Annotated in this window: 18 protein-coding genes; 6 read left to right on the plus strand and 12 right to left on the minus strand. The window is 62.8% G+C overall.

Annotation, left to right across the window (positions count from 1 at the left end):
* Positions 1 to 31: 31 nt before the first annotated feature.
* The 10 genes from paaD to paaF all read right to left on the minus strand — a co-directional run bounded on the left by paaD (position 32) and on the right by paaF (position 9,241).
* The gene (gene paaD / locus AB4O36_RS05580) at positions 32 to 565 is read right to left on the minus strand and encodes a 1,2-phenylacetyl-CoA epoxidase subunit PaaD (RefSeq protein ID WP_460141200.1); all 534 of its coding nucleotides are present in this window, start codon (positions 563 to 565) and stop codon (positions 32 to 34) included.
* A complete protein-coding gene (paaC, locus tag AB4O36_RS05585; protein ID WP_460141201.1) occupies positions 552 to 1,313 on the minus strand; it encodes a 1,2-phenylacetyl-CoA epoxidase subunit PaaC in 762 nt (253 codons plus the stop codon). Before paaC ends, paaD begins: the two co-directional genes overlap by 14 nt.
* A gap of 8 nt (positions 1,314 to 1,321) precedes the next feature.
* Positions 1,322 to 1,603 carry a 1,2-phenylacetyl-CoA epoxidase subunit PaaB gene (gene paaB / locus AB4O36_RS05590; protein WP_460122323.1) on the minus strand — a complete coding sequence of 94 codons (282 nt, stop codon included), beginning with the start codon at positions 1,601 to 1,603 and terminating at the stop codon, positions 1,322 to 1,324.
* 125 nt (positions 1,604 to 1,728) lie between these two features.
* Positions 1,729 to 2,718, minus strand: coding sequence for a 1,2-phenylacetyl-CoA epoxidase subunit PaaA (paaA, locus tag AB4O36_RS05595; protein ID WP_460141202.1), 990 nt, complete (start codon positions 2,716 to 2,718; stop codon positions 1,729 to 1,731).
* Between the two features lie 321 nt (positions 2,719 to 3,039).
* A complete protein-coding gene (paaK, locus tag AB4O36_RS05600; RefSeq protein WP_460141203.1) occupies positions 3,040 to 4,365 on the minus strand; it encodes a phenylacetate--CoA ligase PaaK in 1,326 nt (441 codons plus the stop codon).
* Between the two features lie 99 nt (positions 4,366 to 4,464).
* Positions 4,465 to 5,676, minus strand: a complete 1,212-nt coding sequence (gene pcaF, locus AB4O36_RS05605) for a 3-oxoadipyl-CoA thiolase (protein WP_460141204.1) — start codon at positions 5,674 to 5,676, stop codon at positions 4,465 to 4,467.
* Positions 5,669 to 6,118 carry a hydroxyphenylacetyl-CoA thioesterase PaaI gene (paaI, locus tag AB4O36_RS05610; protein ID WP_460122330.1) on the minus strand — a complete coding sequence of 150 codons (450 nt, stop codon included), beginning with the start codon at positions 6,116 to 6,118 and terminating at the stop codon, positions 5,669 to 5,671. Before paaI ends, pcaF begins: the two co-directional genes overlap by 8 nt.
* Entirely contained in the window at positions 6,111 to 7,628 is a 1,518-nt protein-coding gene (gene paaH, locus AB4O36_RS05615) for a 3-hydroxyacyl-CoA dehydrogenase PaaH (protein ID WP_460141205.1), read from the minus strand. The genes paaI and paaH overlap by 8 nt, the downstream gene beginning before the upstream one ends.
* A 3-nt stretch (positions 7,629 to 7,631) precedes the next feature.
* The gene (paaG, locus tag AB4O36_RS05620; protein ID WP_460122334.1) at positions 7,632 to 8,423 is read right to left on the minus strand and encodes a 2-(1,2-epoxy-1,2-dihydrophenyl)acetyl-CoA isomerase PaaG; all 792 of its coding nucleotides are present in this window, start codon (positions 8,421 to 8,423) and stop codon (positions 7,632 to 7,634) included.
* Positions 8,424 to 8,467: 44 nt separating this feature from the next.
* A complete protein-coding gene (gene paaF, locus AB4O36_RS05625) occupies positions 8,468 to 9,241 on the minus strand; it encodes a 2,3-dehydroadipyl-CoA hydratase PaaF (RefSeq protein WP_460122335.1) in 774 nt (257 codons plus the stop codon).
* A 360-nt stretch (positions 9,242 to 9,601) separates the two neighbouring features.
* Between paaF and paaY the strand changes: the two genes are divergently transcribed.
* The 3 genes from paaY to feaR all read left to right on the plus strand — a co-directional run bounded on the left by paaY (position 9,602) and on the right by feaR (position 12,279).
* On the plus strand, positions 9,602 to 10,198 hold the full coding sequence (gene paaY / locus AB4O36_RS05630; RefSeq protein WP_460122337.1) for a phenylacetic acid degradation protein PaaY: 597 nt from the start codon (positions 9,602 to 9,604) through the stop codon (positions 10,196 to 10,198).
* Positions 10,199 to 10,354: 156 nt separating this feature from the next.
* On the plus strand, positions 10,355 to 11,278 hold the full coding sequence (gene paaX / locus AB4O36_RS05635) for a phenylacetic acid degradation operon negative regulatory protein PaaX (protein ID WP_460122339.1): 924 nt from the start codon (positions 10,355 to 10,357) through the stop codon (positions 11,276 to 11,278).
* Between the two features lie 86 nt (positions 11,279 to 11,364).
* Positions 11,365 to 12,279, plus strand: a complete 915-nt coding sequence (gene feaR / locus AB4O36_RS05640) for a transcriptional regulator FeaR (RefSeq protein WP_460141206.1) — start codon at positions 11,365 to 11,367, stop codon at positions 12,277 to 12,279.
* A 131-nt stretch (positions 12,280 to 12,410) separates the two neighbouring features.
* On the opposite strand, the gene tynA is transcribed toward feaR, so the two are convergent.
* A complete protein-coding gene (gene tynA, locus AB4O36_RS05645; RefSeq protein ID WP_460141207.1) occupies positions 12,411 to 14,690 on the minus strand; it encodes a primary-amine oxidase in 2,280 nt (759 codons plus the stop codon).
* Positions 14,691 to 14,915: 225 nt separating this feature from the next.
* Here tynA and AB4O36_RS05650 point away from each other — a divergent pair, with 225 nt between their 5' ends.
* The 3 genes from AB4O36_RS05650 to AB4O36_RS05660 all read left to right on the plus strand — a co-directional run bounded on the left by AB4O36_RS05650 (position 14,916) and on the right by AB4O36_RS05660 (position 18,966).
* The gene (locus AB4O36_RS05650; protein WP_460122345.1) at positions 14,916 to 15,416 is read left to right on the plus strand and encodes a sigma-70 family RNA polymerase sigma factor; all 501 of its coding nucleotides are present in this window, start codon (positions 14,916 to 14,918) and stop codon (positions 15,414 to 15,416) included.
* A gap of 40 nt (positions 15,417 to 15,456) precedes the next feature.
* A complete protein-coding gene (locus AB4O36_RS05655) occupies positions 15,457 to 16,434 on the plus strand; it encodes a FecR family protein (RefSeq protein WP_460141208.1) in 978 nt (325 codons plus the stop codon).
* Positions 16,435 to 16,530: 96 nt separating this feature from the next.
* A complete protein-coding gene (locus AB4O36_RS05660; protein ID WP_460141209.1) occupies positions 16,531 to 18,966 on the plus strand; it encodes a TonB-dependent siderophore receptor in 2,436 nt (811 codons plus the stop codon).
* A gap of 220 nt (positions 18,967 to 19,186) precedes the next feature.
* On the opposite strand, the gene AB4O36_RS05665 is transcribed toward AB4O36_RS05660, so the two are convergent.
* Complete coding sequence (locus AB4O36_RS05665) at positions 19,187 to 20,338, minus strand: MFS transporter (protein ID WP_460122351.1); 1,152 nt, start codon at positions 20,336 to 20,338, stop codon at positions 19,187 to 19,189.
* Positions 20,339 to 20,419: the final 81 nt, after the last annotated feature.

Genomic DNA, 20,419 nt, shown 5'->3' on the forward strand with positions numbered 1-20,419 from the left:
TTGTTCTCCAGCTGAGGCGGTCATTGGCCGCTCAGATGCACTTGAAATAGTCGAACGGCTCGCGGCAATCGACGCAGCGATACAAGGCCTTGCAGGCGGTGGAACCGAACTCGCTGAGCACCTCGGTGTGGGCGCTGCCGCATTGCGGGCACAGCACCCGCGGGCTTTCGCCGAGCAGGCTGCGCTTGCTGGTGCTGCCTTCGGGCGGCGCGATGCCGTAGGCGCGCAGGCGCTCACGACCGCTGGCGCTGATCCAGTCGGTGGTCCATGCCGGGGTCAGCCGGCGCTCCAGTTGCGGCGCGCGAAAGCCCGCGTGCTCCAGCGCATCGCGGATGTCGCTTTCGATGACTTCGGTGGCCGGGCAGCCGGAGTAGGTCGGCGTGACCACCACGTGCAGATGCCCCGCCTGCCAATCGAGATCGCGCACGATCCCCAGGTCGACGACGCTGACCACCGGCACTTCCGGGTCCATGACTTCGCACAGGATCGACCATGCGGCCGCCAGGTCGGTCGGTTGTGCCGGCCGGGCGCCGAGGTCGCTGGCGATCAGGTCACCAGGTTGCATCGGGGTACGCTCGTGGCAAAAACTGCATCTCGGCCAGCAGGATGCCCAAGTGCTCGGTGTGCAGGCCCTTGCGGGCGTTGAGGTAGAAGTAGTTCGCGGCAGCCGGAACGGGCAGGGTGGCGCTGGCGAAAGTCGCTTCGACACGGGCTTGCCATGCCGCGGCGATGCTGGCGATGTCCGGCGTGATGCCGGCTGTGCGCAGGCGCTGTTCGCTGTCATCGGCGGCGATCAGTTCCACGGTGAACCGCCAGACTTCCGGGATCGCCGCGAGCATGCGCTGGTGGCTTTCCTCGGTGCCGTCACCCAGGCGCTCGACCCATTCGCTGGAGCGGCGCAGGTGATAGGTGACTTCCTTCACGGACTTGGCGGCGATCCCGGCGATGCGCTCATCGCTGGATTGGCTCAGGCCCTGCAGCACCGGTAGGTGCCAGGCGTCGTAGAGGAACTGCTTGAGGATAGTGACCGCGTAGTCGCCGTTGGGTTGTTCCACCAGCAGCAGGTTGCGGTAGGCGCGCTCGTCGCGGCGGAACGCCAGGTGATCGGCGTCGCGGCCGTCATCCAGCAGCTCGGCGGCGTATTCCAGCCAGTTGCGCGCCTGGCCGACGAGGTCGAGGCCGACGTTCATCAGCGCCAGTTCTTCTTCCAGCGCCGGAGCCTTGCCGCACCATTGGCACAGGCGCTGGCCCTGGATCAGGGCGCTGTCACCGAGGCGCAGCAGGTATTCGATCAGATCGGTCTTGATGTTCATGGTCGACCTCACATATGCCCGACTTCGGCCGGCAGCTCGTAAAAGCTGGCGTGGCGATAGACCTTGTCGTCCGAGGGATCGAACAGCGGATCTTTTTCATCCGGCGACGAGGCGGTGATCATGGCCGACGGCACCACCCACAGGCTCACGCCTTCGCTGCGGCGGGTGTAGAGCTCGCGCGCGTTCTCGATGGCCATGGTGGTATCGGCGGCATGCACGCTGCCGACGTGCTTGTGATTGAGACCGTGCTTGCTGCGCACGAAGACTTCGAAGAGGGTCCACTCGGACATTTCAGTTCTCCACATCGGTTGCTCTGTGTAGGAGCGGGCTTGCCCGCGATGACCTCAGTGAGATCACTGCTGCCCTTTAGGCCGCCTCGCTGGCAAGCCAGCTCCTACAGAGGGTTCGGGCCGGCTCAGGCGGCGTTCTTGTTTTGTTTTTTGCGGGCGTGGGCGACGGCGGCTTCGCGTACCCAGGCGCCGTCTTCAAGGGCCTTGCGCCGGGTGGCGACGCGCTCGGTATTGCACGGGCCGTTGCCCTTGAGCACTTCGTAGAATTCGCTCCACTGGATTTCGCCGAAGTCGTAGTGGCCGCGCTCGGCGTTCCACTTGAGGTCCGGGTCGGGGCAGGTGCAGCCCAGCAGCTCCAGTTGGGGGATGGTCTGGTCGATAAAACGCTGGCGCAGTTCGTCGTTGCTCTGGCGCTTGATCTTCCAGGCCATGGATTGCGCGCTGTTCGGCGAGTGTTCGTCGCTCGGGCCGAACATCATCAGTGACGGCCACCAAAGACGGTTGATCGCATCCTGGACCATGTCTTTTTGCGCCTGGGTGCCGTGACGCATCATGGTCAGGAGAATTTCGTAGCCCTGACGCTGGTGGAAGCTCTCTTCCTTGCAGATGCGGATCATCGCCCGGGAATAGGGCCCGTAGGAGGTGCGCTGCAGCACCACCTGGTTGACGATGGCCGCGCCATCCACCAGCCAGCCCACGGCGCCCATGTCGGCCCAGTTCAGGGTCGGGTAGTTGAAAATGCTCGAATACTTGGCCTTGCCGCTGTGCAGCTTGGCGATCTCTTCGTCGCGGTCTGCGCCCAGGGTCTCCATGGCGCTGTACAGGTACAGGCCGTGGCCGGCTTCGTCCTGGATCTTCGCCATCAATTGCAGCTTGCGTTTGAGCGTGGGCGCGCGGGTCACCCAGTTGCCTTCAGGCAGCATGCCGACGATTTCAGAATGAGCGTGCTGGGATATCTGCCGGATCAACGTCTGGCGATAGGCATCCGGCATCCAGTTCTTGGCTTCGATCTTGATTTCCGAATCGATTTTTTCCTGGAAGGCGCGTTCCTGTTCGGACATCTCCGACAGGTCCTTGATGCGCTTGACGCCGGTTTCTACAAGCTGTGCGTACATGGGGGTTCTCCCGCCTTGAATCTGATCGAGGGCATGGAGAACTTTATAAGCGATACAGAATTTAATATCAAACAGAAAATATCGTGTCGTATATGTTTTTGTATCGCTTTGGGATGAGTGGTTGGTTTTGCGCCATCCCGTCCCCCTTTACTGTAGGAGCGAGCATGCTCGCGATGGTCGTCAACGATGACGCGGGAAGCCTGATACCCCGCGGTGCTCCTAGCTCCATCGCGAGCATGCTCGCTCCTACAGAGGGGTGCGGGTCTAGCAATGAAGGGGCAAAAAAAAGCCCCGCATCGCGGGGCTCAAAAGGTGCAGCAGTCATGCTTTGGGGCGGTTGTCGATGACGTGGCAGGCCTTGCCTTCGGAGCGCTTGATGGAGTGGAACGGCTGCAGAACGATCCGCGAGCTGATGCCGATGTAGGTCTTGATGTGCCGGCTCAGTTCGGCGCAAACCGCTTTCTGTGCCTCGTCGCCCAGGTGCTGCTGGTCGGCCCTGAGTTCGACGTGCACATCGACACTGTCCAGGTTGCCATTGCGATACAAATGAATCTCGTAGCACTCGGCAAGTTGTTTGACTTTCAGCACCTGCTCTTCGATCTGCGTCGGGAACACGTTGACGCCACGGATGATCAGCATGTCGTCGCTGCGTCCGGTGATCTTGTCGATGCGTCGCATCGGTCGGGCCGTACCCGGCAGCAGGCGAGTCAGGTCGCGGGTGCGGTAGCGGATCATCGGCAGGGCTTCCTTGCTCAGCGACGTGAACACCAGCTCGCCCATTTGCCCGTCCGGCAGCACTTCGCCTGTGACCGGGTCGATGATTTCCGGGTAGAAGTGGTCTTCCCAGATGGTCGGGCCATCCTTGGTCTCGGCACATTCCATGGCGACCCCCGGGCCCATGATTTCCGACAGGCCGTAGATATCCAGCGCGGTGATGCCCAGGCGCTGTTCAATGGCGCTGCGCAGCTCGCCGGTCCACGGTTCGGCGCCGAAGATGCCCAGGCGCAAGGCGAGTTTGTGCGGGTCGACGCCCTGGCGCTCGAGCTCATCGGCGATGTTGAGCATGTAGGACGGCGTGACCATGATGATGTCCGGCTGGAAATCCTTGATCAGTTGCACCTGTTTCTCGGTTTGCCCGCCAGACATCGGGATCACCGTGCAGCCCAGGCGTTCGGCGCCGTAGTGCGCGCCAAGGCCGCCGGTGAACAGGCCGTAGCCGTAGGAAATATGCACTTTGTCACCGCGTCGGCCACCCGCCGCACGGATCGAGCGGGCGACCACGTTGGCCCAGGTATCGATGTCGTTCTGGGTATAGCCGACGACGGTGGGTTTGCCGGTGGTGCCGCTGGAGGCGTGCAGGCGCACCACTTCCGGCATCGGCACGGCAAACATGCCATATGGGTAGTTGTCGCGCAGATCGGACTTGGTGGTGAAGGGAAACTTCGCCAGGTCTTGCAGGGAGCGGATGTCATTGGGGTGCACGCCCAGGGCATCGAAGCGCTGGCGGTACAGCGGCACGTTGTTGTAGGCGTGGTTCAGGCTCCAGCGCAGGCGATCGAGCTGGTGGCTGCGCAGTTCGTCGATGCTGGCGGTTTCCAGCGGGTCCAGCACAGGATCAAGCACGGCGTTGGCAATTGGCATGTTCATATCTTCACTCGAATTATTTTTGTGTTTCGGCCCCACCGCAGCGGGGCTTTGAGTGCATGTGTCAAGGATACCTCTCGGCTCCTCGGGAATCGCGGTTCTTTAGTCGGACAGTCGCTCGATGATCAGCGCGATGCCCTGGCCGACGCCGATGCACATGGTGCACAGGGCGTAGCGCCCCTTCCGTTCCTCAAGCTCGTGCAGGGCGGTGGTCACCAGTCGCGCGCCGCTCATGCCCAGTGGATGGCCAAGGGCAATCGCGCCGCCGTTCGGGTTGACCCGTGGGTCGGTGTCGCTCAAGCCGAGTTCGCGCAACACCGCCAGGCCTTGCGCGGCGAAGGCTTCGTTGAGCTCGATCACGTCCATGTCGGCCAGGCTCAGGTTGGCCAGTTCCAGCACCTTGCGGGTCGCGGGCACCGGGCCGATGCCCATGATTCGCGGTTCGACGCCGGCGGTGGCCATGGCGACCACCCGCCCGCGGGCCTTCAGGCCGTGCCGTCGTGCCACTTGCGGGCTGGCCAGCAGCAGCGCGCAGGCGCCGTCGTTGACCCCGGAGGCATTGCCGGCGGTGATGCTGCCGCCTTCGCGGAACGGCGTGCCAAGTTTCTGCAATTGCTCAAGGGTGGTGTCGCCACGCGGGTGCTCGTCGTGCTCGACGACTTTGGCCGGGCCCTTGCGCTGGGGGATTTCGACCGCAACGATCTCTTTGGCCAGTCGCCCGCTGGCCTGGGCGGCTGCGGCGCGTTGCTGGCTGCGCAGGGCGAAGGCGTCCTGGTCGGCGCGGGACACGTTGAACTGCTCGGCAACGTTCTCGGCGGTTTCCGGCATGGAGTCGATGCCCCAGGTCTTGCTCATCAACGGGTTGACGAAACGCCAGCCGATGGTGGTGTCGTAAACCTGTGCGTCGCGGGAAAACGCCTGCTCCGCCTTGCCCATGACCAGCGGCGCACGGGACATCGACTCGACGCCGCCCACCAGCATCAACCCGGCCTCGCCGCAACGGATCGCCCGCGCCGCGCTGCCGATGGCGTCCAGGCCCGAACCGCACAGACGGTTGAGGGTGGTGCCTGGCACGCTGACTGGCAGCCCGGCCAGCAGTGCCGACATGCGTGCCACGTTGCGGTTGTCTTCGCCGGCCTGGTTGGCGCAGCCGTAGACCACGTCGTCGACGCGCGCCCAGTCCACCTGCGGGTGACGACGCACGAGCTCGCGCAGCGGCACCGCGCCGAGGTCGTCGGCACGCACGCTGCTCAAGGCGCCAGCGTAGCGGCCGATGGGGGTGCGCACCGCATCGATGATCAAGGCATCATTCATTGGGAGTCTCCTGCGTCAGCACAGCGCCGCGCACTTTGTAGGATTTGCCGTGGAACAGCGCGATCAGCTGGCCCTGTTGGTTTTCAATACGTACGTCGTAGTTGCCGGTCCGGCCGGAACGGCTTTGCTCGATACAATCGGCGGTCAGGGTGTCGCCCAGGCGCGCCGGGGCGATGTAGTCGATGCTGCAACCGATGGCCACCGTGGCCTCGTTGTAGCTATTGCAGGCAAACGCGAACGCCGAGTCGGCGAGGGCGAACAGGTAGCCGCCGTGGCAGGTGCCATGGCCCTGGACCATATCGTCGCGTACCGTCATGCCGACGCGTGCGCAGCCTGGGCCGGCGGACAGCAGGCGCATGCCCATGGCCTGGCTGGCGTTGTCGCGGCTGAACAACGCTTGTGCGCAGGCGCTTGCCAGGTTCATCGCTTCATGATTAGTCATGCAAGGTTCTCCCTTCGGCCACGCGGCGACGCAACAGCAGCGACGGTCGGTAGCGTTCTTCGCCATAACTGGCTTGCAGGTTTTCCAGTACCTTGAGGATGTGCGCCAGGCCAATGCTGTCCGCCCAGGCGAGCGGGCCTTGCGGGTAGTTGACCCCGGCGCGCATGGCCAGATCGATATCGGCGGCCGAGGCCACGCCTTGCAGCAGCGCGTCGGCACCTTCGTTGGCGAGCATGGCCACGGTGCGCAACACGGCCAGGGCCGGGCTGTCGCTGAGCTGGCTGACGGTGAGCCCGGCCTGTTGCAGCAGGGCCACGCCCTGTTCGAGGGCGCTCGGGTCGATGTCGGTGGCGCAACTGATCGCCAGTCGGCTGGCCCTGGCGTAGTCGCCGGCCAAATCCAGCAGGATCAGGTTGCGCAGGCCGTCTTCGCGGCTGCGTTGGCAGGCCATGCGCCCGTCACTCAGGGCCAGCACCGCATCGCCCACCCGCAGCAGGCCGCGGCCATCGCGCTGGATGACCTCGATACCGTGATCGCGCAGGCGCGGGACCAGGCCGCCCGCGATGCCGAGGTCACCTTCGACCGTGCAGGTGGCAACATTCTGGCCACTACGGATTGATGCCGGCTGCGGGCGAACCGCGCCTTCGGCATAGCTGTAAAAACCTTGTCCGCTCTTGCGGCCCAGGCGGCCGGCATCCACCAGTTCCTTCTGGATCAGTGACGGCAAAAAGCGCGTGTCCTGGTAATAGGCGTCGAACACCGAGCGGGTCACGGCGTAGTTGACGTCGTGGCCGATCAGGTCGGTCAGCTCGAACGCGCCCATGGCAAAACCGCCGGCCTCGCGCATCAAGGCATCCAGGGTCGCGCAGTCTGCCGCGCCTTCCTGCAACAGGCGCAGGCTTTCGGCATAGAACGGCCGAGCCACGCGGTTGACGATGAAACCTGGGGTCGAGCGGGTGTGCACCGGTTTTTTCCCCCAGGCTTTGGCCGTGTCGTACAAGCATTCGGCGAGGGCCGGATCGCTGGCCAGGCCCGAGACGATCTCCACCAGCGCCATGACCGGCGCCGGGTTGAAGAAGTGCAGGCCCAGCAGGCGCTGTGGGTGACGCAGTTGCGCGGCAATACTGGTGATCGACAGCGACGAGGTGTTACTGGCGAGGATGCAGTGTTCGTCGCAGAGCTCTTCGAGTTGGCGGAACAATGCACGCTTGACCTCGAGGTTCTCGACGATGGCCTCGATGATCAGGTCGCAATCGGCCAGTGCTTCGATGCTTTCCACGGCGTGCAGGCGACCGAGGGTTGCGCTGCGTGATTCGGCCGGCAGCTTGCCGCTGTCGACGCGCTTGCCCAGTTGTCGGTCAATGCCTTCGATGGCTTGCGCGGCGGCGCCTGGGCGGTTGTCCAGCAACAGCACCGAGTGACCGGCCTGTGCCGCGACCTGGGCGATACCGGCGCCCATGGCGCCGGCGCCGATGACCGCGATGCGTGCGTTGATATTCAGAGCGGTCATGATTCAGCGCCCCTTGAAACTTGGGCTGCGTTTTTCCATGAAGGCGCTGACGCCTTCGCGGTAGTCCTCGCTGCGTCCGGCCAGGCGTTGCAGGTCTTTCTCCAGCTCAAGCTGTTCATCGAACGTGTTGCTCAGGCCGGCGTTGAGGCTGCGCTTGATCAGGGCCAGGCCATAGGTCGGTTGCGTGGCCAGGTGACGGGCGAGGGTCAGGGCTTCCTCGCGCAGGTCGGTATCGTCCACCACGCGGTAAATCAGGCCCCATTGCTCGGCCTGTTCGGCGCTCAAACGGTTGCCGAGCAGGGCCAGGGCCTTGGCGCGAGCCATGCCGACCAGGCGCGGCAAGGTCCAGGTGCCGCCGGAATCGGGGATCAGGCCGATCTTGCAGAACGCCTGGATGAAGCTGGCCGAACGCGCTGCCAGCACCAGGTCGCAGGCCAGCGGGATGTTGGCACCGGCACCGGCCGCCACGCCGTTGACCGCGCAGATCACCGGCAGCGGCAGGTCGCGGAGTTGGCGGATCAGCGGGTTGTAGAACTTCCCGATGGACTCGCCCAGATCCGGCACAGCAGCGCCCGGGGCGACGTTGCGGTCGCTCAAGTCCTGGCCGGCGCAGAAGCCTCGGCCTTCACCCGTCAGCAGGAGCACGCGAACGTCTGGACTCTGTCGAACCTGCTTCAGCGCCTCCTTGACTTCGCCATGCATCTGCGCGTTGAAACTGTTGAGCTGGTCCGGGCGATTGAGGCTGAGCAGGGCGACGCCGGCCTCGATGGAAAACAGGATGTGTTCGAAGTTCATGGTCTTGGCGCTCTCTTGGAGGTCGGTCGCTTTTTTGTAAGGGGTTACTGGCCGGTGAAGGTCGGCATGCGTTTTTCCTGGAACGCGGCGATGCCTTCGTCGCGATCGCGGGTGCCGGCCAGCACGGTGAAAGCGTGGCGCTCGAAGCGCAGGCCGCTGGCGAGGTCTGTGTCCATGGCCTTGAGCAGCGCTTCCTTGGCCAGTCGCACCGCCAGCGGCGCTTTGTTGGCGATGCTGGCGGCGATCTGTACGGCGCGATCAACAGTGAATTCCGGCTGTGTCACTTCGCTGACCAGTCCGGCGCGCTGGGCCTGGCGGGCGTCGATCGGCTCGCCGGTGAGGACCATTTGCATGGCCAGGGATTTACCCACGGCGCGCAGCAGACGTTGGGTGCCACCGGCGCCGGGCATGATTCCCAGGTTGATTTCCGGCTGGCCGAAGCGGGCGTCTTCGCCGGCCACGATGATGTCGGCGTGCATTGCCAATTCACAGCCACCGCCCAGGGCGAAGCCATTGACGGCGGCGATCAGTGGTTTGTTGAAACGGGTGATGGTTTGCCAGGACGCTTGGCGCGGGTCATCGAGGATGCCCACCAGGTTGCGTTCCGCCATTTCCTTGATGTCGGCGCCGGCGGCAAAGGCCTTGCGGCTGCCAGTCAGGACCACCGCACGGGTGTCGGGATCGGCCTGGGCCGCGTTCAGTTCATCAGCCAGTTCACCGAGCAGTTCGGTGTTAAGGGCGTTCAACGCTTGTGGGCGTTGCAGGGTGATCAGGCGGACGCCCGGCTCGATGAAGTCGACAGCAAGGGTTAGAGGCATGGCGGATGCCCTCACGGTGCACGCTCGGCTGAACGGCCGGCTCATTATTGGATCGGCAAGGTGTGCCGGTTTGGTCGGAGTATATCGTCAATATGATACGTAAAATCAACATAAGAATTGATTTAATGTGTCCTATTAGTTGTTCGTTGGCTTTTCATGAAGGGCCAAAGGCCGCTTTAGATCAAGCCGTTTAAGCCTAATTTACGGGTGTTTTACGGGTTTTTGCGAGGCCGACCAGCGGTCGTTTGGCGTGATTTCCTAAGCGATACCGCTTTTGTTATTTGTTCTATCAAAAGTGATGTGATACAAAATGTTCATATATCGGCATCGCTTTGTGAATGCCTCGAAAGGGAATCGCCCATGACCTGCTACAGCCTCGATGGCTTGACCCCGGTGGTTGATCCGACCGCCTATGTCCACCCCTCGGCCGTCCTGATCGGTGACGTGATCGTCGGTCCCCACTGTTATGTCGGGCCGCTGGCCAGCCTGCGTGGAGACTTCGGGCGGATCGTCCTGGAGGAGGGCGCCAATGTGCAGGACACCTGCGTGATGCATGGCTTTCCGGACAGCGACACAGTGGTCGAGCGCAACGGCCACATCGGCCATGGCGCTGTGCTGCACGGCTGCCGGATTGGCGCCGACGCGCTGGTGGGCATGAATGCGGTGGTGATGGACAACGCGCGCATCGGTGCACGTTCGTTCGTTTCGGCGGCGGCGTTCGTCAAGGCCGGGTTCGAAGGCCCGGAGCAGTCGTTGATCATGGGCGCACCGGCGAGCGTCAAGCGCGCGCTCAGCGATCAGGAAGTGGCGTGGAAACAGGCGGGCACTCGCGAATATCAGCAGTTGGCGAAGCGCTGCCTGGAGCAGATGCAGGTGTGCGAACCGCTGGCTGAGCCGGAAGTGGATCGGCCGCGGATCGCCGATCGGGGGTTGCGGCCCAAAGGCAGCGCCAAATGACACTGTAGGAGCGGGCTTGCCCGCGATTGCGGTGGGTCAGTGCCAGAGAGGTTGGCTGGCAGTCCCTCATCGCGAGCAAGCTCGCTCCTACAGGGTCGGTGAGATCAACAGGCAAACTTTCGGTATATTCCATTTCTTTTTTCGCTCGGTACGCCCATGTCGTCCCTGACACCCCTGAACCAACTGATTACCCGCTTCCAGGAACAGACGCCGATCCGCGCCAGTTCCCTGATCATCACGCTATACGGGGATGCCATCGAACCCCATGGCGGTACGGTGTGGCTGGGCAGCCTGATTCAATTGCTCGAACCGATCGGCATCAATGAACGCCTGATCCGCACCTCGATCTTCCGCCTGACCAAGGAAGGTTGGCTGACCGCCGAAAAGGTCGGTCGACGCAGCTACTACAGCCTGACCGGCACTGGTCGGCGGCGTTTCGACAAGGCGTTCAAGCGGGTCTACAGCTCCAGCGTCCCGGCCTGGGACGGTTCCTGGTGCCTGGTGATGCTGACCCAGTTGACCCAGGACAAGCGCAAACAGGTGCGTGAAGAACTGGAGTGGCAAGGTTTTGGTGCGATCTCGCCGGCGGTGCTGGCTTGCCCGCGCAGTGATCGTTCAGACCTCAATGCGACGTTGCTCGACCTTGGCGCACAGGAAGACACCATCGTTTTCGAAACCACGGCGCAGGATGTACTGGCCTCCAAGGCCCTGCGTCTGCAGGTGCGCGAGAGTTGGAACATCGAGGAGCTGGCGGCCCATTACAGCGAGTTCATCCAGTTGTTCCGACCGCTCTGGCAAGCGCTTCGCGAGCAGGAAAACCTGCAACCGTCGGACTGCTTCCTGGCACGTGTCCTGCTTATTCACGAGTACCGCAAATTGCTGTTGCGTGACCCACAACTGCCGGATGAGTTGTTGCCCGGCGATTGGGAAGGACGGGCCGCCCGGCAGTTGTGTCGCAATATCTATCGGCTGATCTACGCCAAGGCCGAAGAATGGTTGAACAGTGCGCTGGAAACCGCCGATGGGCCGTTGCCGGATGTCGGCGAGAGCTTCTACAGACGTTTTGGCGGGCTCAAGTAAACCCGTGTGCTGTCAGGAAGAAACACTGTTCAGGAGAACCCGTGGATTGGCGTAGATAATAAAAACAAGCCTGCGTGAGGCCCGACATGATTTCTTCAATTGCACAGCGCCGTGATGGTTTCGATCAGTGGATTCATCAGATCAACCAGATTTGTGGCGCTTTTAATGCGCAACCGCTGGGCGATGCCTTCGCCGGGCAGATCCGCGAACACCGGGATGGCGCGCTGAAGCTCAGCTTTGTCGACGCCCGCCAGGCGCGGCTGTATCGCACGCCTCAGGAAGTCGCGGCGGGCGAGGGTGGCAAGTACTTCGCCGTGTTCCAGCTCGACGGCAGCGCCGGCATGGCCCAGGGCAACGACAAGGTGCTGTTGACGGCAGGCGACATCACCCTGATCGACGCCTCGCGCCCCAGTGACTTCACCTACAGCGAAAACTCGCGGCAGTTGTCGTTGATCCTGCCATCGCAACTGGTGGAGCAGACCCTGCGTTTCAACCAGGTCAGGTGCGGTCACCGGATTGCCGCGAGCTCGCCAATTGCCATGCTCTCGCATCGGTTGATTCTGGATGCCACGCATCAGCGAAGCCTCAGCCAGACCGAAAGCGAAGCGACGCTGGAAGCGATTGTCAGCCTGCTGCGCCCGGCGATCAGCCAGGCTGAAGAGAGCGCGGACCCTCACGAGCGCGCCTTTCGCAAGACCCTGAGTTTCATCGATCAGCACATCCGCTCCGAGGAGCTGTGCCCGGAATGGTTGGCCCGGGAAGTCGGCATGTCCACCCGTGGCCTGTACCGGATGTTCGCCAAAAAGGGCCTGGTGGTGGCCCGCTACATCAAGAACCGCCGCCTGGATCTGTGCGCTGAATCCCTGCGCCAATCGGGCAAGGAACAGAAGCTGTCAGTGCTGGGGTATTCCTGGGGGTTCTCGGATTCGAGCTACTTCTCCACCGCGTTCAAGACCCGCTTCGGCGTTGCGCCGGGTGAGTATCGCAAGCAGCATGCCTGATCCCTTGCCCGAACGCCTGTAGGAGCGAGCATGCTCGCGATGGTCGTCAACGATGACACTGGCTGTCTGACGCCCCGCGGTGTCTGGACTACCATCGCGAGCATGCTCGCTCCTACAGGGGGGTTGGTGTGTCAGTCCGGGGCGTTTAGGTTCAGCGTCGGGGTTTCGTCGAAGAAGTTCCACGGCTTGAGCAATACATGCACCCACTCGGTCGGCATGATCGGCCATTCCTCGGCACGGGCGACGTGGGTGGTGCCGGTGGTCAGCCAGACCACGTCGTCGCTGTTCTCGATGGACTGGTTGTCATGGGTGAACTGGCCCAGGCCCGAGTCCTTGTCCGAGCGATTCGGGTATTTGCCTTCCGGGTATTTTTCCTCGGGGTTGTAGCGCGTCACCCACAGTTGCTTGTCCATGAAGCTCAGGCGGTGGTAGAGCCATTCATCCTTGCCGAAGTTGGCACCCTTGGCCACCGGGTGCGTGCCGCCAGCGTACGGTATCAACTGGTAGGACACCGGGTTGCCGACCTTGTTTTCCTTGGCCGGGTTGCTCAGCAGGCGAATGGTCGAGGGGTCGAACTTCTGCGCCGCCTGTTGCTCGGTGCCGACCACGCGTGTTTCGGTCTGCATGGTACTGGTGCGCGGCCCGTCACGATCGTTGGGCGCAATCACCGGGTTCACTTCCACCAGCGAGTTGTTCTCGCCATCGACGTCCATGTCGAGGCGGAAGTTGTAGATGTGCTGGTGGGTGGTGCCGACGATGTTGTGGTCCAGCAGGGTGCCGTAGCGTGTGTCTTCCTTGGCGGTGGCTTCGTGCATGGTTTTGGACTTCACACCCTTGACCGCCTCGATACCCGTGGCCCCGGCGTCTATGCCGATGGTGCCGTTCTGCTGGAAGACCCAGTCGAAGATGTAGTCGTAGTTGCCCACGGTGCTGATCCAGCGCACCACCAACTCGCGTCGCTCGGTGCTGAGGTTGGGCTGGCCCATTTCCTGGTGTTTGTATTCCGGTCCGGCGTAGCGTTCGAACACGGCCATGGCACGCGGGATCGAGGTCGGCGCGCCGGTGTAGTCGGCGATGGTCGCATCCAGCAGCACGGCGTTTTGCGGCGCGTCCTTGCCCCGGGCAATCGGTGAGGTGAGCGTGCCCATGCCGTATTCGCCCGAGTCCAGGTAGGCCTTGAAGTACCAGCCGCCATCCGGATCGCCGTAAGGCACGATCATGCCGCCCAGCGAGCCTTCGTACATGATCTTGCGTTTCTTGCCCTTGTCGTCATAGGTGACAGTGGACAGGATCGGCCCGACCCGGGAGTCGAGGCGTACGTGGAAGTCCCAGTTCTGCCAGTGAATGCTGTTGCCGGTAATGGTGTAGTTTTTCCCTTCCGGCTCGGTGATCTCCAGCGGTTTGACCGCCACGCCCTTGCGGCCGCGCCCATCATACGGCGTGGGTTTCATTGGTACCGGAATCACGCCGTGGTCTTCGATCTTGATCAGCTTCTTCTGCTCCAGGTCAACCACCGCCACCAGGCCCTCGATCGGGTGTGCCCAGTAGTTGCCGTCCCCGGTATTGAGGTAGCTGACGATTTTCAGCAGGCGCTTGTCTTGCGTCAGCCCGTCCTTGCCGTCGAAGTAGCCTACGGTCAGGGGAGTGGCTACCACCTGCTTCACATCGTTGATGCCACGCTTGGCCAATGCCTGGGCATAATCGGGACTGGCCTCGATGGCCGCTTGCACGGTGGCGAAGTCGTCGAGCAGGACCATGCCATGGGCGCCTTCGATCGGCGTCCATGACCTGAGGGTCTTGCTGTCGAGGTCGACCAGGGCTTCGATCACGTGTTTGCCGTCCAGCACCACAATGTTGGCCTGACGTGGCTGCGTGACTTTCTGCCCGCTCAGGGCGAAATTCCAAACCTGTTCCTTTGGCGGCTCCTTGACCGACACTTCCGTGAAACGGAACCCCGGCTGGTAATGGGCCGATTGCTTGACGATGTTGACCGCGCTGTTGATCTCGTCCGCGCTCAACGGGTTGAGCGGGTTCGGCCGGGTTTCGACGACAAAGGTCTTGTCCAGGCCGGACTGGAACACCTGGTTGATGAAGTCCTTGGACATGTAGGCGGTCTTGCCCTTGAACACCACCGGGACCGTCAGCTCCATGCGCTTGCCGTTGAGCATCGCCACCTTGCTGCCTGGTTTGACCTTGAGGTACACGCCATCTTTGGCAATCACGAACAGGTCGGCGTAATCGTCCCACTTGACCGAGGCGCCGAATGCTTCGAGGCCTGCTTGCAGCGGCACCATTTCGGCATGGCCGCCGTGGGCGAGGGCGTTGTCGGCCCAGGCGGGCAAGCCCAGGGCAATGGCCAGCGCGAGGCGGGCGAGGGGTTGTTTTTTAAGTGCGGCGATGGAGGTGAACATGACTGTATTCCCGGGCAAAAACCGATGACTGGCATTACCGCACTTTGCTACAGGCTGTAGCGGGCTCTTGTTGTATGCCTGCCAGAATCCTTTGCCTGCGTGCCTAAATCAACTGTTCCCGCTGATCTGCCGCGCAAACGGGTTGTGTGGCGCCTGCCGGGTGGCCATTGATTCCAGTTAATAGGAAACATTACTATTCACGCCCCGTCTTCACAGCACATCGCAATGATCCCCAAGCTGCCCCGCAGACACGGCTTTTTCGAGCATTACGAAGAGTTGGTTGGCACCTGGACCCGTCGCCTGAGAAATCGTCAGCAGGCCGAGGATCTGGCCCACGACACCTTTGTGCGCGTGCTCGAGTCCGATTCGGGTGCGGTGCAGCAGCCCCGGGCCTATCTGCACCAGACCGCGCGCAACATCGCGGTAGATGGTTATCGGCGTGAGGATCGGCGGGGCGCCAGGGAGTCCGAGGCAATCGATGAAAGTGTGTCGTCGTCAGGCGACCCGGAGCATTTCATGCATGCGGTCCAGTTGGCTGATTCCATCGAGCGTGCCCTTGCCGAGCTGCCGATCAATTGCCGCAAGGTGTTCGTCTGGCAGAAGATCGAAGGCCTGACCCAGGCGGAAATCGCCGAACGCCTGGGACTGTCCAGGAACATGGTGGAAAAGTATATGATCCGCACCCTGCGGCATCTGCGCGACCGCCTCGACGGACTGCAATCATGAGCGGCAACGCATTTTCATCCCCAGCCACACAGGAACTTCCATGATGGATAACTGCGCGTGCGGGCAAACAACGGTTCGCGATGAGGCGGCGCGGTGGTTTGTGCGTCTTCGGGAACCGGCCGTGAGCATCGAGGAACATCTGGAGTTCGAGCGATGGCTGCATGAACACCCGCAGCACCGGGACGAATTTCAATTGCTCCAGGGTCTGTGGTCGGCGGCAGACTTGCTGCCGCCTGCGCGCCTGCACGCCTTGTGCGAAGCACCGCCGCAACGCAGCAAGCGTCGTCCAATCTTGCGGTATGCGGTGGCGGCCAGTGTGCTGGCAGTGGCGCTCGGGCTGGGCCTTTTTAGTGGTCTGAATCAATCCGCAACGTACTCCGCCGAGTTTGCCACGGCGCTGGGCGAGCGCCGCCAGGTGGCATTGCCGGACGGTTCGGTGATCGACCTCAACAGCCGCAGCCGTCTTCAGGTGCGGTTTGAGAAAGGCCGGCGCGGTATCGAGCTGACCGAAGGCGAGGCCATGTTCAACGTCGCCCATGACAGTGATCGTCCGTTCGTGGTCGAGTCGGGCGCAGGCAAGGTCACAGTCACCGGCACGCGCTTCGATGTGCGGCGCGGTCCCCGTGATACGCGGGTCGTCGTCGAGCAGGGTACGGTCAGGGTCCAGGGGCGTGAAGCGCCAGGCGATGCTTTCGTCTCGCTTTCCGCCGGCCTGGGGACGCGGGTGGATGCCCATGGAAACGTCGCCCCGGCCTATGCCGTCAACCCGGCGGAGCTGACCGCCTGGCGCAGCGGCAAACTGGTGTTCAACAACGCCAGCCTCCGCGAAGTCGTCGAGGAGGTGTCGCGTTATCGCGAGAATCCGCTGACCATCAGCGACGACAAAGTCGGGCAGTTGCGCCTGACCAGCGTGTTCAAGTCCGACAATACCGAAGCCTTGCTCAAGGCCCTGCCGAACATCCTGCCGGTGGCCGTGCGTACGCGCCCTGATGGCAGCGAGGAAATAATTTCAAAATAGATTCAGGTTTTTTTCGAGTACATCGTCTTCTTGTCCAACTGCAACTGGTTTGCATTAACAGACGCACTCTCTTGCGCTCACAGGACACTGTTCGACGTGAAAAACTCCACTGCCAAAAACAACAAATGCCCTTGGCTGCCGCTGCCGCTGCCGCTGGCGCTCGCGCTGGCGGTCAACCTTGCGTTGCCCCAGGCGTTTGCCGCCGATGCCATCCACATTCCGGCGCAACCCCTGGGCCAGGCCTTGAGCGAGCTGGGTCAGCAGACTTCGTTGCAAGTGTTCTTCAGCCCGGAACTGGTCGCCGGCAAACAGGCCCCGGCGGTGGACGGCAATCTTTCGCCGGAACAGGCCCTGCGCCAGTTGCTGCAAGGCAGTGGCCTTGAATACCAGATCGACGAAGGTTCGGTGACCCTGACACCGGCGCCGACTTCCGCCGCCAATGGTCCGCTGGAACTGGGCGTGACGGACATCAAGGTAGTCGGTGACTGGCTCGGCGATGCCGACGCCGCCGTGGTGCAGAATCACCCCGGCGCCCGTACGGTGATTCGTCGTGAAGCCATGGTCGAGCAGGGCGCGATGAACGTCGGCGATGTGCTCAAGCGCGTACCCGGCGTGCAGGTGCAGGAAGCCAACGGTACGGGCGGGAGTGATATTTCCCTGAACGTCGGTGTGCGCGGCCTGACGTCGCGGCTGTCGCCACGCTCCACCGTATTGATCGACGGTGTGCCGGCGGCGTTCGCCCCGTACGGCCAGCCGCAGTTGTCCATGGCGCCGATTTCCTCCGGCAACCTCGACAGCATCGACGTGGTACGCGGTGCCGGTTCGGTACGCTACGGACCGCAGAACGTTGGTGGTGTGATCAACTTCGTGACCCGCGCCATTCCGGAAAAAGCCTCGGCTGAGATCGGCACCACCCTGGAAACCTCCCGGCACGGCGGCTGGAAGCACATCGACACAGCGTTCGTCGGTGGCACCGCTGACAACGGCATCGGTGTGGCGCTGCTGTACTCGGGCGTCAACGGCAACGGTTACCGTGAACGCAACAATGGCAACGACATCGACGACGTATTGCTCAAGACCCACTGGGCGCCGACTGACGTCGACGATTTCAGCCTCAACCTGCATTACTACGATGCCAGTGCAGACATGCCCGGCGGCTTGACCCAGGCGCAGTACGATGCCAATCCGTTCCAGTCCGATCGCAACAACGACAATTTCAGCGGGCGCCGCAAGGACATTTCGTTCAAGTGGATTCGCCAGATCGACGATCGCACCCAGGCCGAAGTGCTGACGTACTACACCGACAGCTTCCGCGGCAGCAACATCGCCGCCCTCGATCAGAAGACCATTGGCTCGTTCCCGCGGACGTATTACACCTTCGGCATCGAGCCGCGGGTGTCCCATGTGTTCGACGTCGGCCCGACCACCCAGGAGGTGAGCGTTGGTTATCGCTACCTCAAGGAAGCGATGCATGAGCAGGCCACTCGACTGGCACTGGTCAACAACACTCCGGTGGCGACCCCGACGTCGGACGGTCATGTCTATCAGGACCGTACTGGCGGCACCGAGGCCAACTCGGTGTATGTCGATAACAAGATCGACGTTGGCAACTGGACCATCACGCCGGGCATTCGTTTTGAACACATCAGCACCGACTGGCACGACCGCCCGGTGCTTGATGCGGCGGGCAAACGCGTGCCGGAAAAGAATCGCAGCATCGAAAGCAACGAGCCGCTGCCAGCGTTGAGCGTGATGTATCACCTCTCCGACGCGTGGAAGCTGTTCGCCAACTACGAGACGTCGTTCGGCAGCCTGCAATATTTTCAGCTCGGCCAGGGCGGTTCGGGTGACAGCACGGCCAATGGCCTGGAGCCGGAAAAGGCCAAGACCTACGAGGTGGGTACGCGTTACAACGATGACGTGTGGGGCGGTGAAGTGACGCTGTTCTACATCGACTTCGACAAGGAACTGCAATACATCAGCAACGATGCCGGTTGGACCAACCTGGGCGCGACCACGCACCAAGGCATCGAGGCCTCGGTGCATTACGACATGGCGGCCCTCGATCCGCGCCTCGATGGCCTGACCGCCAACGCCGGTTTCACCTACACCCGCGCTGTGTATGAAGGCGAGATTCCTGCCTTCAAGGGCCGCGACCTTCCGTTCTACTCGCGCCAGGTGGCCACCGCCGGCCTGCGTTACGACATCGATCGCTGGACCTACAACGTCGATGCCTTCGCCCAGTCCAAGCAGCGCTCACCGGGTGTTTCGGTGAACGGCAACGGCAGCTTCACCAACAACTACATCACCGAAGGGACCGCCGATGGCCGGTACGGGGACATTCCGGGCTACGTCACCTGGAACGTGCGCGGCGGTTATGACTTTGGTCCGCAACTGTCGAACCTGAAACTGGGCGCCGGCGTGAAGAACGTGTTCGACAAGCAGTATTTCACCCGTTCCAGCGACAACAATGCGGGGATGTACGTGGGTACGCCGCGAACGTTCTTCGTGCAGGCCAGCGTGGGGTTCTGACTGATCGCGTTGACCCTGTCGCCACGGTTCGACGCCTCGACAGGCCCGCTCCCACAAAAACACCGCCGCTCCTGTAGGAGCGAGCATGCTCGCGATGGTAGCTCAAACACCGCGGGGCCCCAGACAACCAGCGTCATCGTTAACGACCATCGCGGGCAAGCCCGCTCCGCCCCTGTAGGAGCGGGCTTGCCCGCGATGGACATCCAGACACCACGGGACATCAGACCTTCAACACCCGCCCCCCAACGGCCACCGCTACCAGCAACACGGCCATCAACCCAAAGGCAAAACTCAGGCTGCTGCCGTGGGCGATGAAACCGATCACGGCCGGCCCGGCCAGGATGCCCGCATAACCGAGGGTGGTAATGGCCGGCACGGCGATGCTTTCGGGCATGACGGTCTGCTTGCCTACGGCTGTGTACAACACCGGCACGATGTTCGAGCATCCGGCGCCGAGCATGGCGTAGCCCACCAGCGCCAACTCCCAATCGGGGGCAAAGGTCGCCAGCAGCAGCCCGGCGGCCGCCAGCAGCCCGCCGCACACGATCACCCGCGTCGCGCCGAGGCGGCGCACGATGGCGTCGCCGGTCAGGCGGCCGACGGTCATGGTCAAGGCAAACGCGGCATAACCGAGGCCGGCGTAGGCGGTGTCGATACCGCGCTCCTGCACCAGGAATACCGCGCTCCAATCCAGTGCCGCGCCTTCGGCGAGGAACACGATGCAACACATGCCGCCGATAAACAGCACAATGCCCTTGGGCACCGCAAACGCCGGTCCCGAGCTTTCGCTGCCGTAGGGCAACATGTGCGGCGCGGCCTTGACCAGCGCAGCGATCAGCACCACCACGACCACCAGCATGGCGGCCAACGGCGACAGGCCAAAACCGAGCAAACCGCTGACACCCGCCGCGCCGACGATCCCGCCGAGGCTGAACATCCCGTGGAAGCCCGACATCATGGTTTTGCCGCTGGCCCGTTCAACGACCACGGCTTGCAGGTTCACCGTAGAGTCCACCGTGCCCAGGCCCGCGCCGAACATGAACAGCGCCGCGATCAGTGCCGGCATCGCCGACACCGTTGCCAGCAGGGGCAGGGCGGTGCATATCAGCAGCGTGCCGCCGATCATCACGCGCCGACAACCCAAGCGCGCCGACAACGCGCCAGCGACCGGCATCGCCAAAATCGAGCCGACACCCAGGCACAACAACAGCAAACCGAGCGTACCTTCATCCAGTGCGGCCCGGGCCTTGGCATAGGGCACCAGCGGCGCCCAGGCGGCGATGCCGAAACCGGCAATAAAAAAAGCCACGCGCGTGGCCATCTGTTGCAGACGTCCAGGCACGAAGGTGGTCTGGGTGTTGAGGCTGGTCATATCGATCCCTGGTAAAAATACATCCTCGTCGGCAAGGGACAATAGCCGAGCAGTGAGGTTCGACCCGCGTCCTTGTGATGC

The sequence above is a fragment of the Pseudomonas sp. S2_E01 genome, assembly GCF_054668365.1.

What these genes read in the sequence shown, in the direction of transcription:
- paaA (WP_460141202.1), bottom strand. Translation starts at nt 2,718, where the DNA reads ATGTACGCACAGCTTGTAGAAACCGGCGTCAAGCGCATCAAGGACCTG.
- paaK (WP_460141203.1), bottom strand. Translation starts at nt 4,365, where the DNA reads ATGAACATGCCAATTGCCAACGCCGTGCTTGATCCTGTGCTGGACCCG.
- paaY (WP_460122337.1), top strand. Translation starts at nt 9,602, where the DNA reads ATGACCTGCTACAGCCTCGATGGCTTGACCCCGGTGGTTGATCCGACC.
- paaH (WP_460141205.1), bottom strand. Translation starts at nt 7,628, where the DNA reads ATGACCGCTCTGAATATCAACGCACGCATCGCGGTCATCGGCGCCGGC.
- paaI (WP_460122330.1), bottom strand. Translation starts at nt 6,118, where the DNA reads ATGACTAATCATGAAGCGATGAACCTGGCAAGCGCCTGCGCACAAGCG.
- AB4O36_RS05650 (WP_460122345.1), top strand. Translation starts at nt 14,916, where the DNA reads ATGATCCCCAAGCTGCCCCGCAGACACGGCTTTTTCGAGCATTACGAA.
- paaX (WP_460122339.1), top strand. Translation starts at nt 10,355, where the DNA reads ATGTCGTCCCTGACACCCCTGAACCAACTGATTACCCGCTTCCAGGAA.
- pcaF (WP_460141204.1), bottom strand. Translation starts at nt 5,676, where the DNA reads ATGAATGATGCCTTGATCATCGATGCGGTGCGCACCCCCATCGGCCGC.
- AB4O36_RS05665 (WP_460122351.1), bottom strand. Translation starts at nt 20,338, where the DNA reads ATGACCAGCCTCAACACCCAGACCACCTTCGTGCCTGGACGTCTGCAA.
- feaR (WP_460141206.1), top strand. Translation starts at nt 11,365, where the DNA reads ATGATTTCTTCAATTGCACAGCGCCGTGATGGTTTCGATCAGTGGATT.
- paaC (WP_460141201.1), bottom strand. Translation starts at nt 1,313, where the DNA reads ATGAACATCAAGACCGATCTGATCGAATACCTGCTGCGCCTCGGTGAC.
- paaF (WP_460122335.1), bottom strand. Translation starts at nt 9,241, where the DNA reads ATGCCTCTAACCCTTGCTGTCGACTTCATCGAGCCGGGCGTCCGCCTG.
- paaG (WP_460122334.1), bottom strand. Translation starts at nt 8,423, where the DNA reads ATGAACTTCGAACACATCCTGTTTTCCATCGAGGCCGGCGTCGCCCTG.
- paaB (WP_460122323.1), bottom strand. Translation starts at nt 1,603, where the DNA reads ATGTCCGAGTGGACCCTCTTCGAAGTCTTCGTGCGCAGCAAGCACGGT.
- tynA (WP_460141207.1), bottom strand. Translation starts at nt 14,690, where the DNA reads ATGTTCACCTCCATCGCCGCACTTAAAAAACAACCCCTCGCCCGCCTC.
- paaD (WP_460141200.1), bottom strand. Translation starts at nt 565, where the DNA reads ATGCAACCTGGTGACCTGATCGCCAGCGACCTCGGCGCCCGGCCGGCA.
- AB4O36_RS05655 (WP_460141208.1), top strand. Translation starts at nt 15,457, where the DNA reads ATGATGGATAACTGCGCGTGCGGGCAAACAACGGTTCGCGATGAGGCG.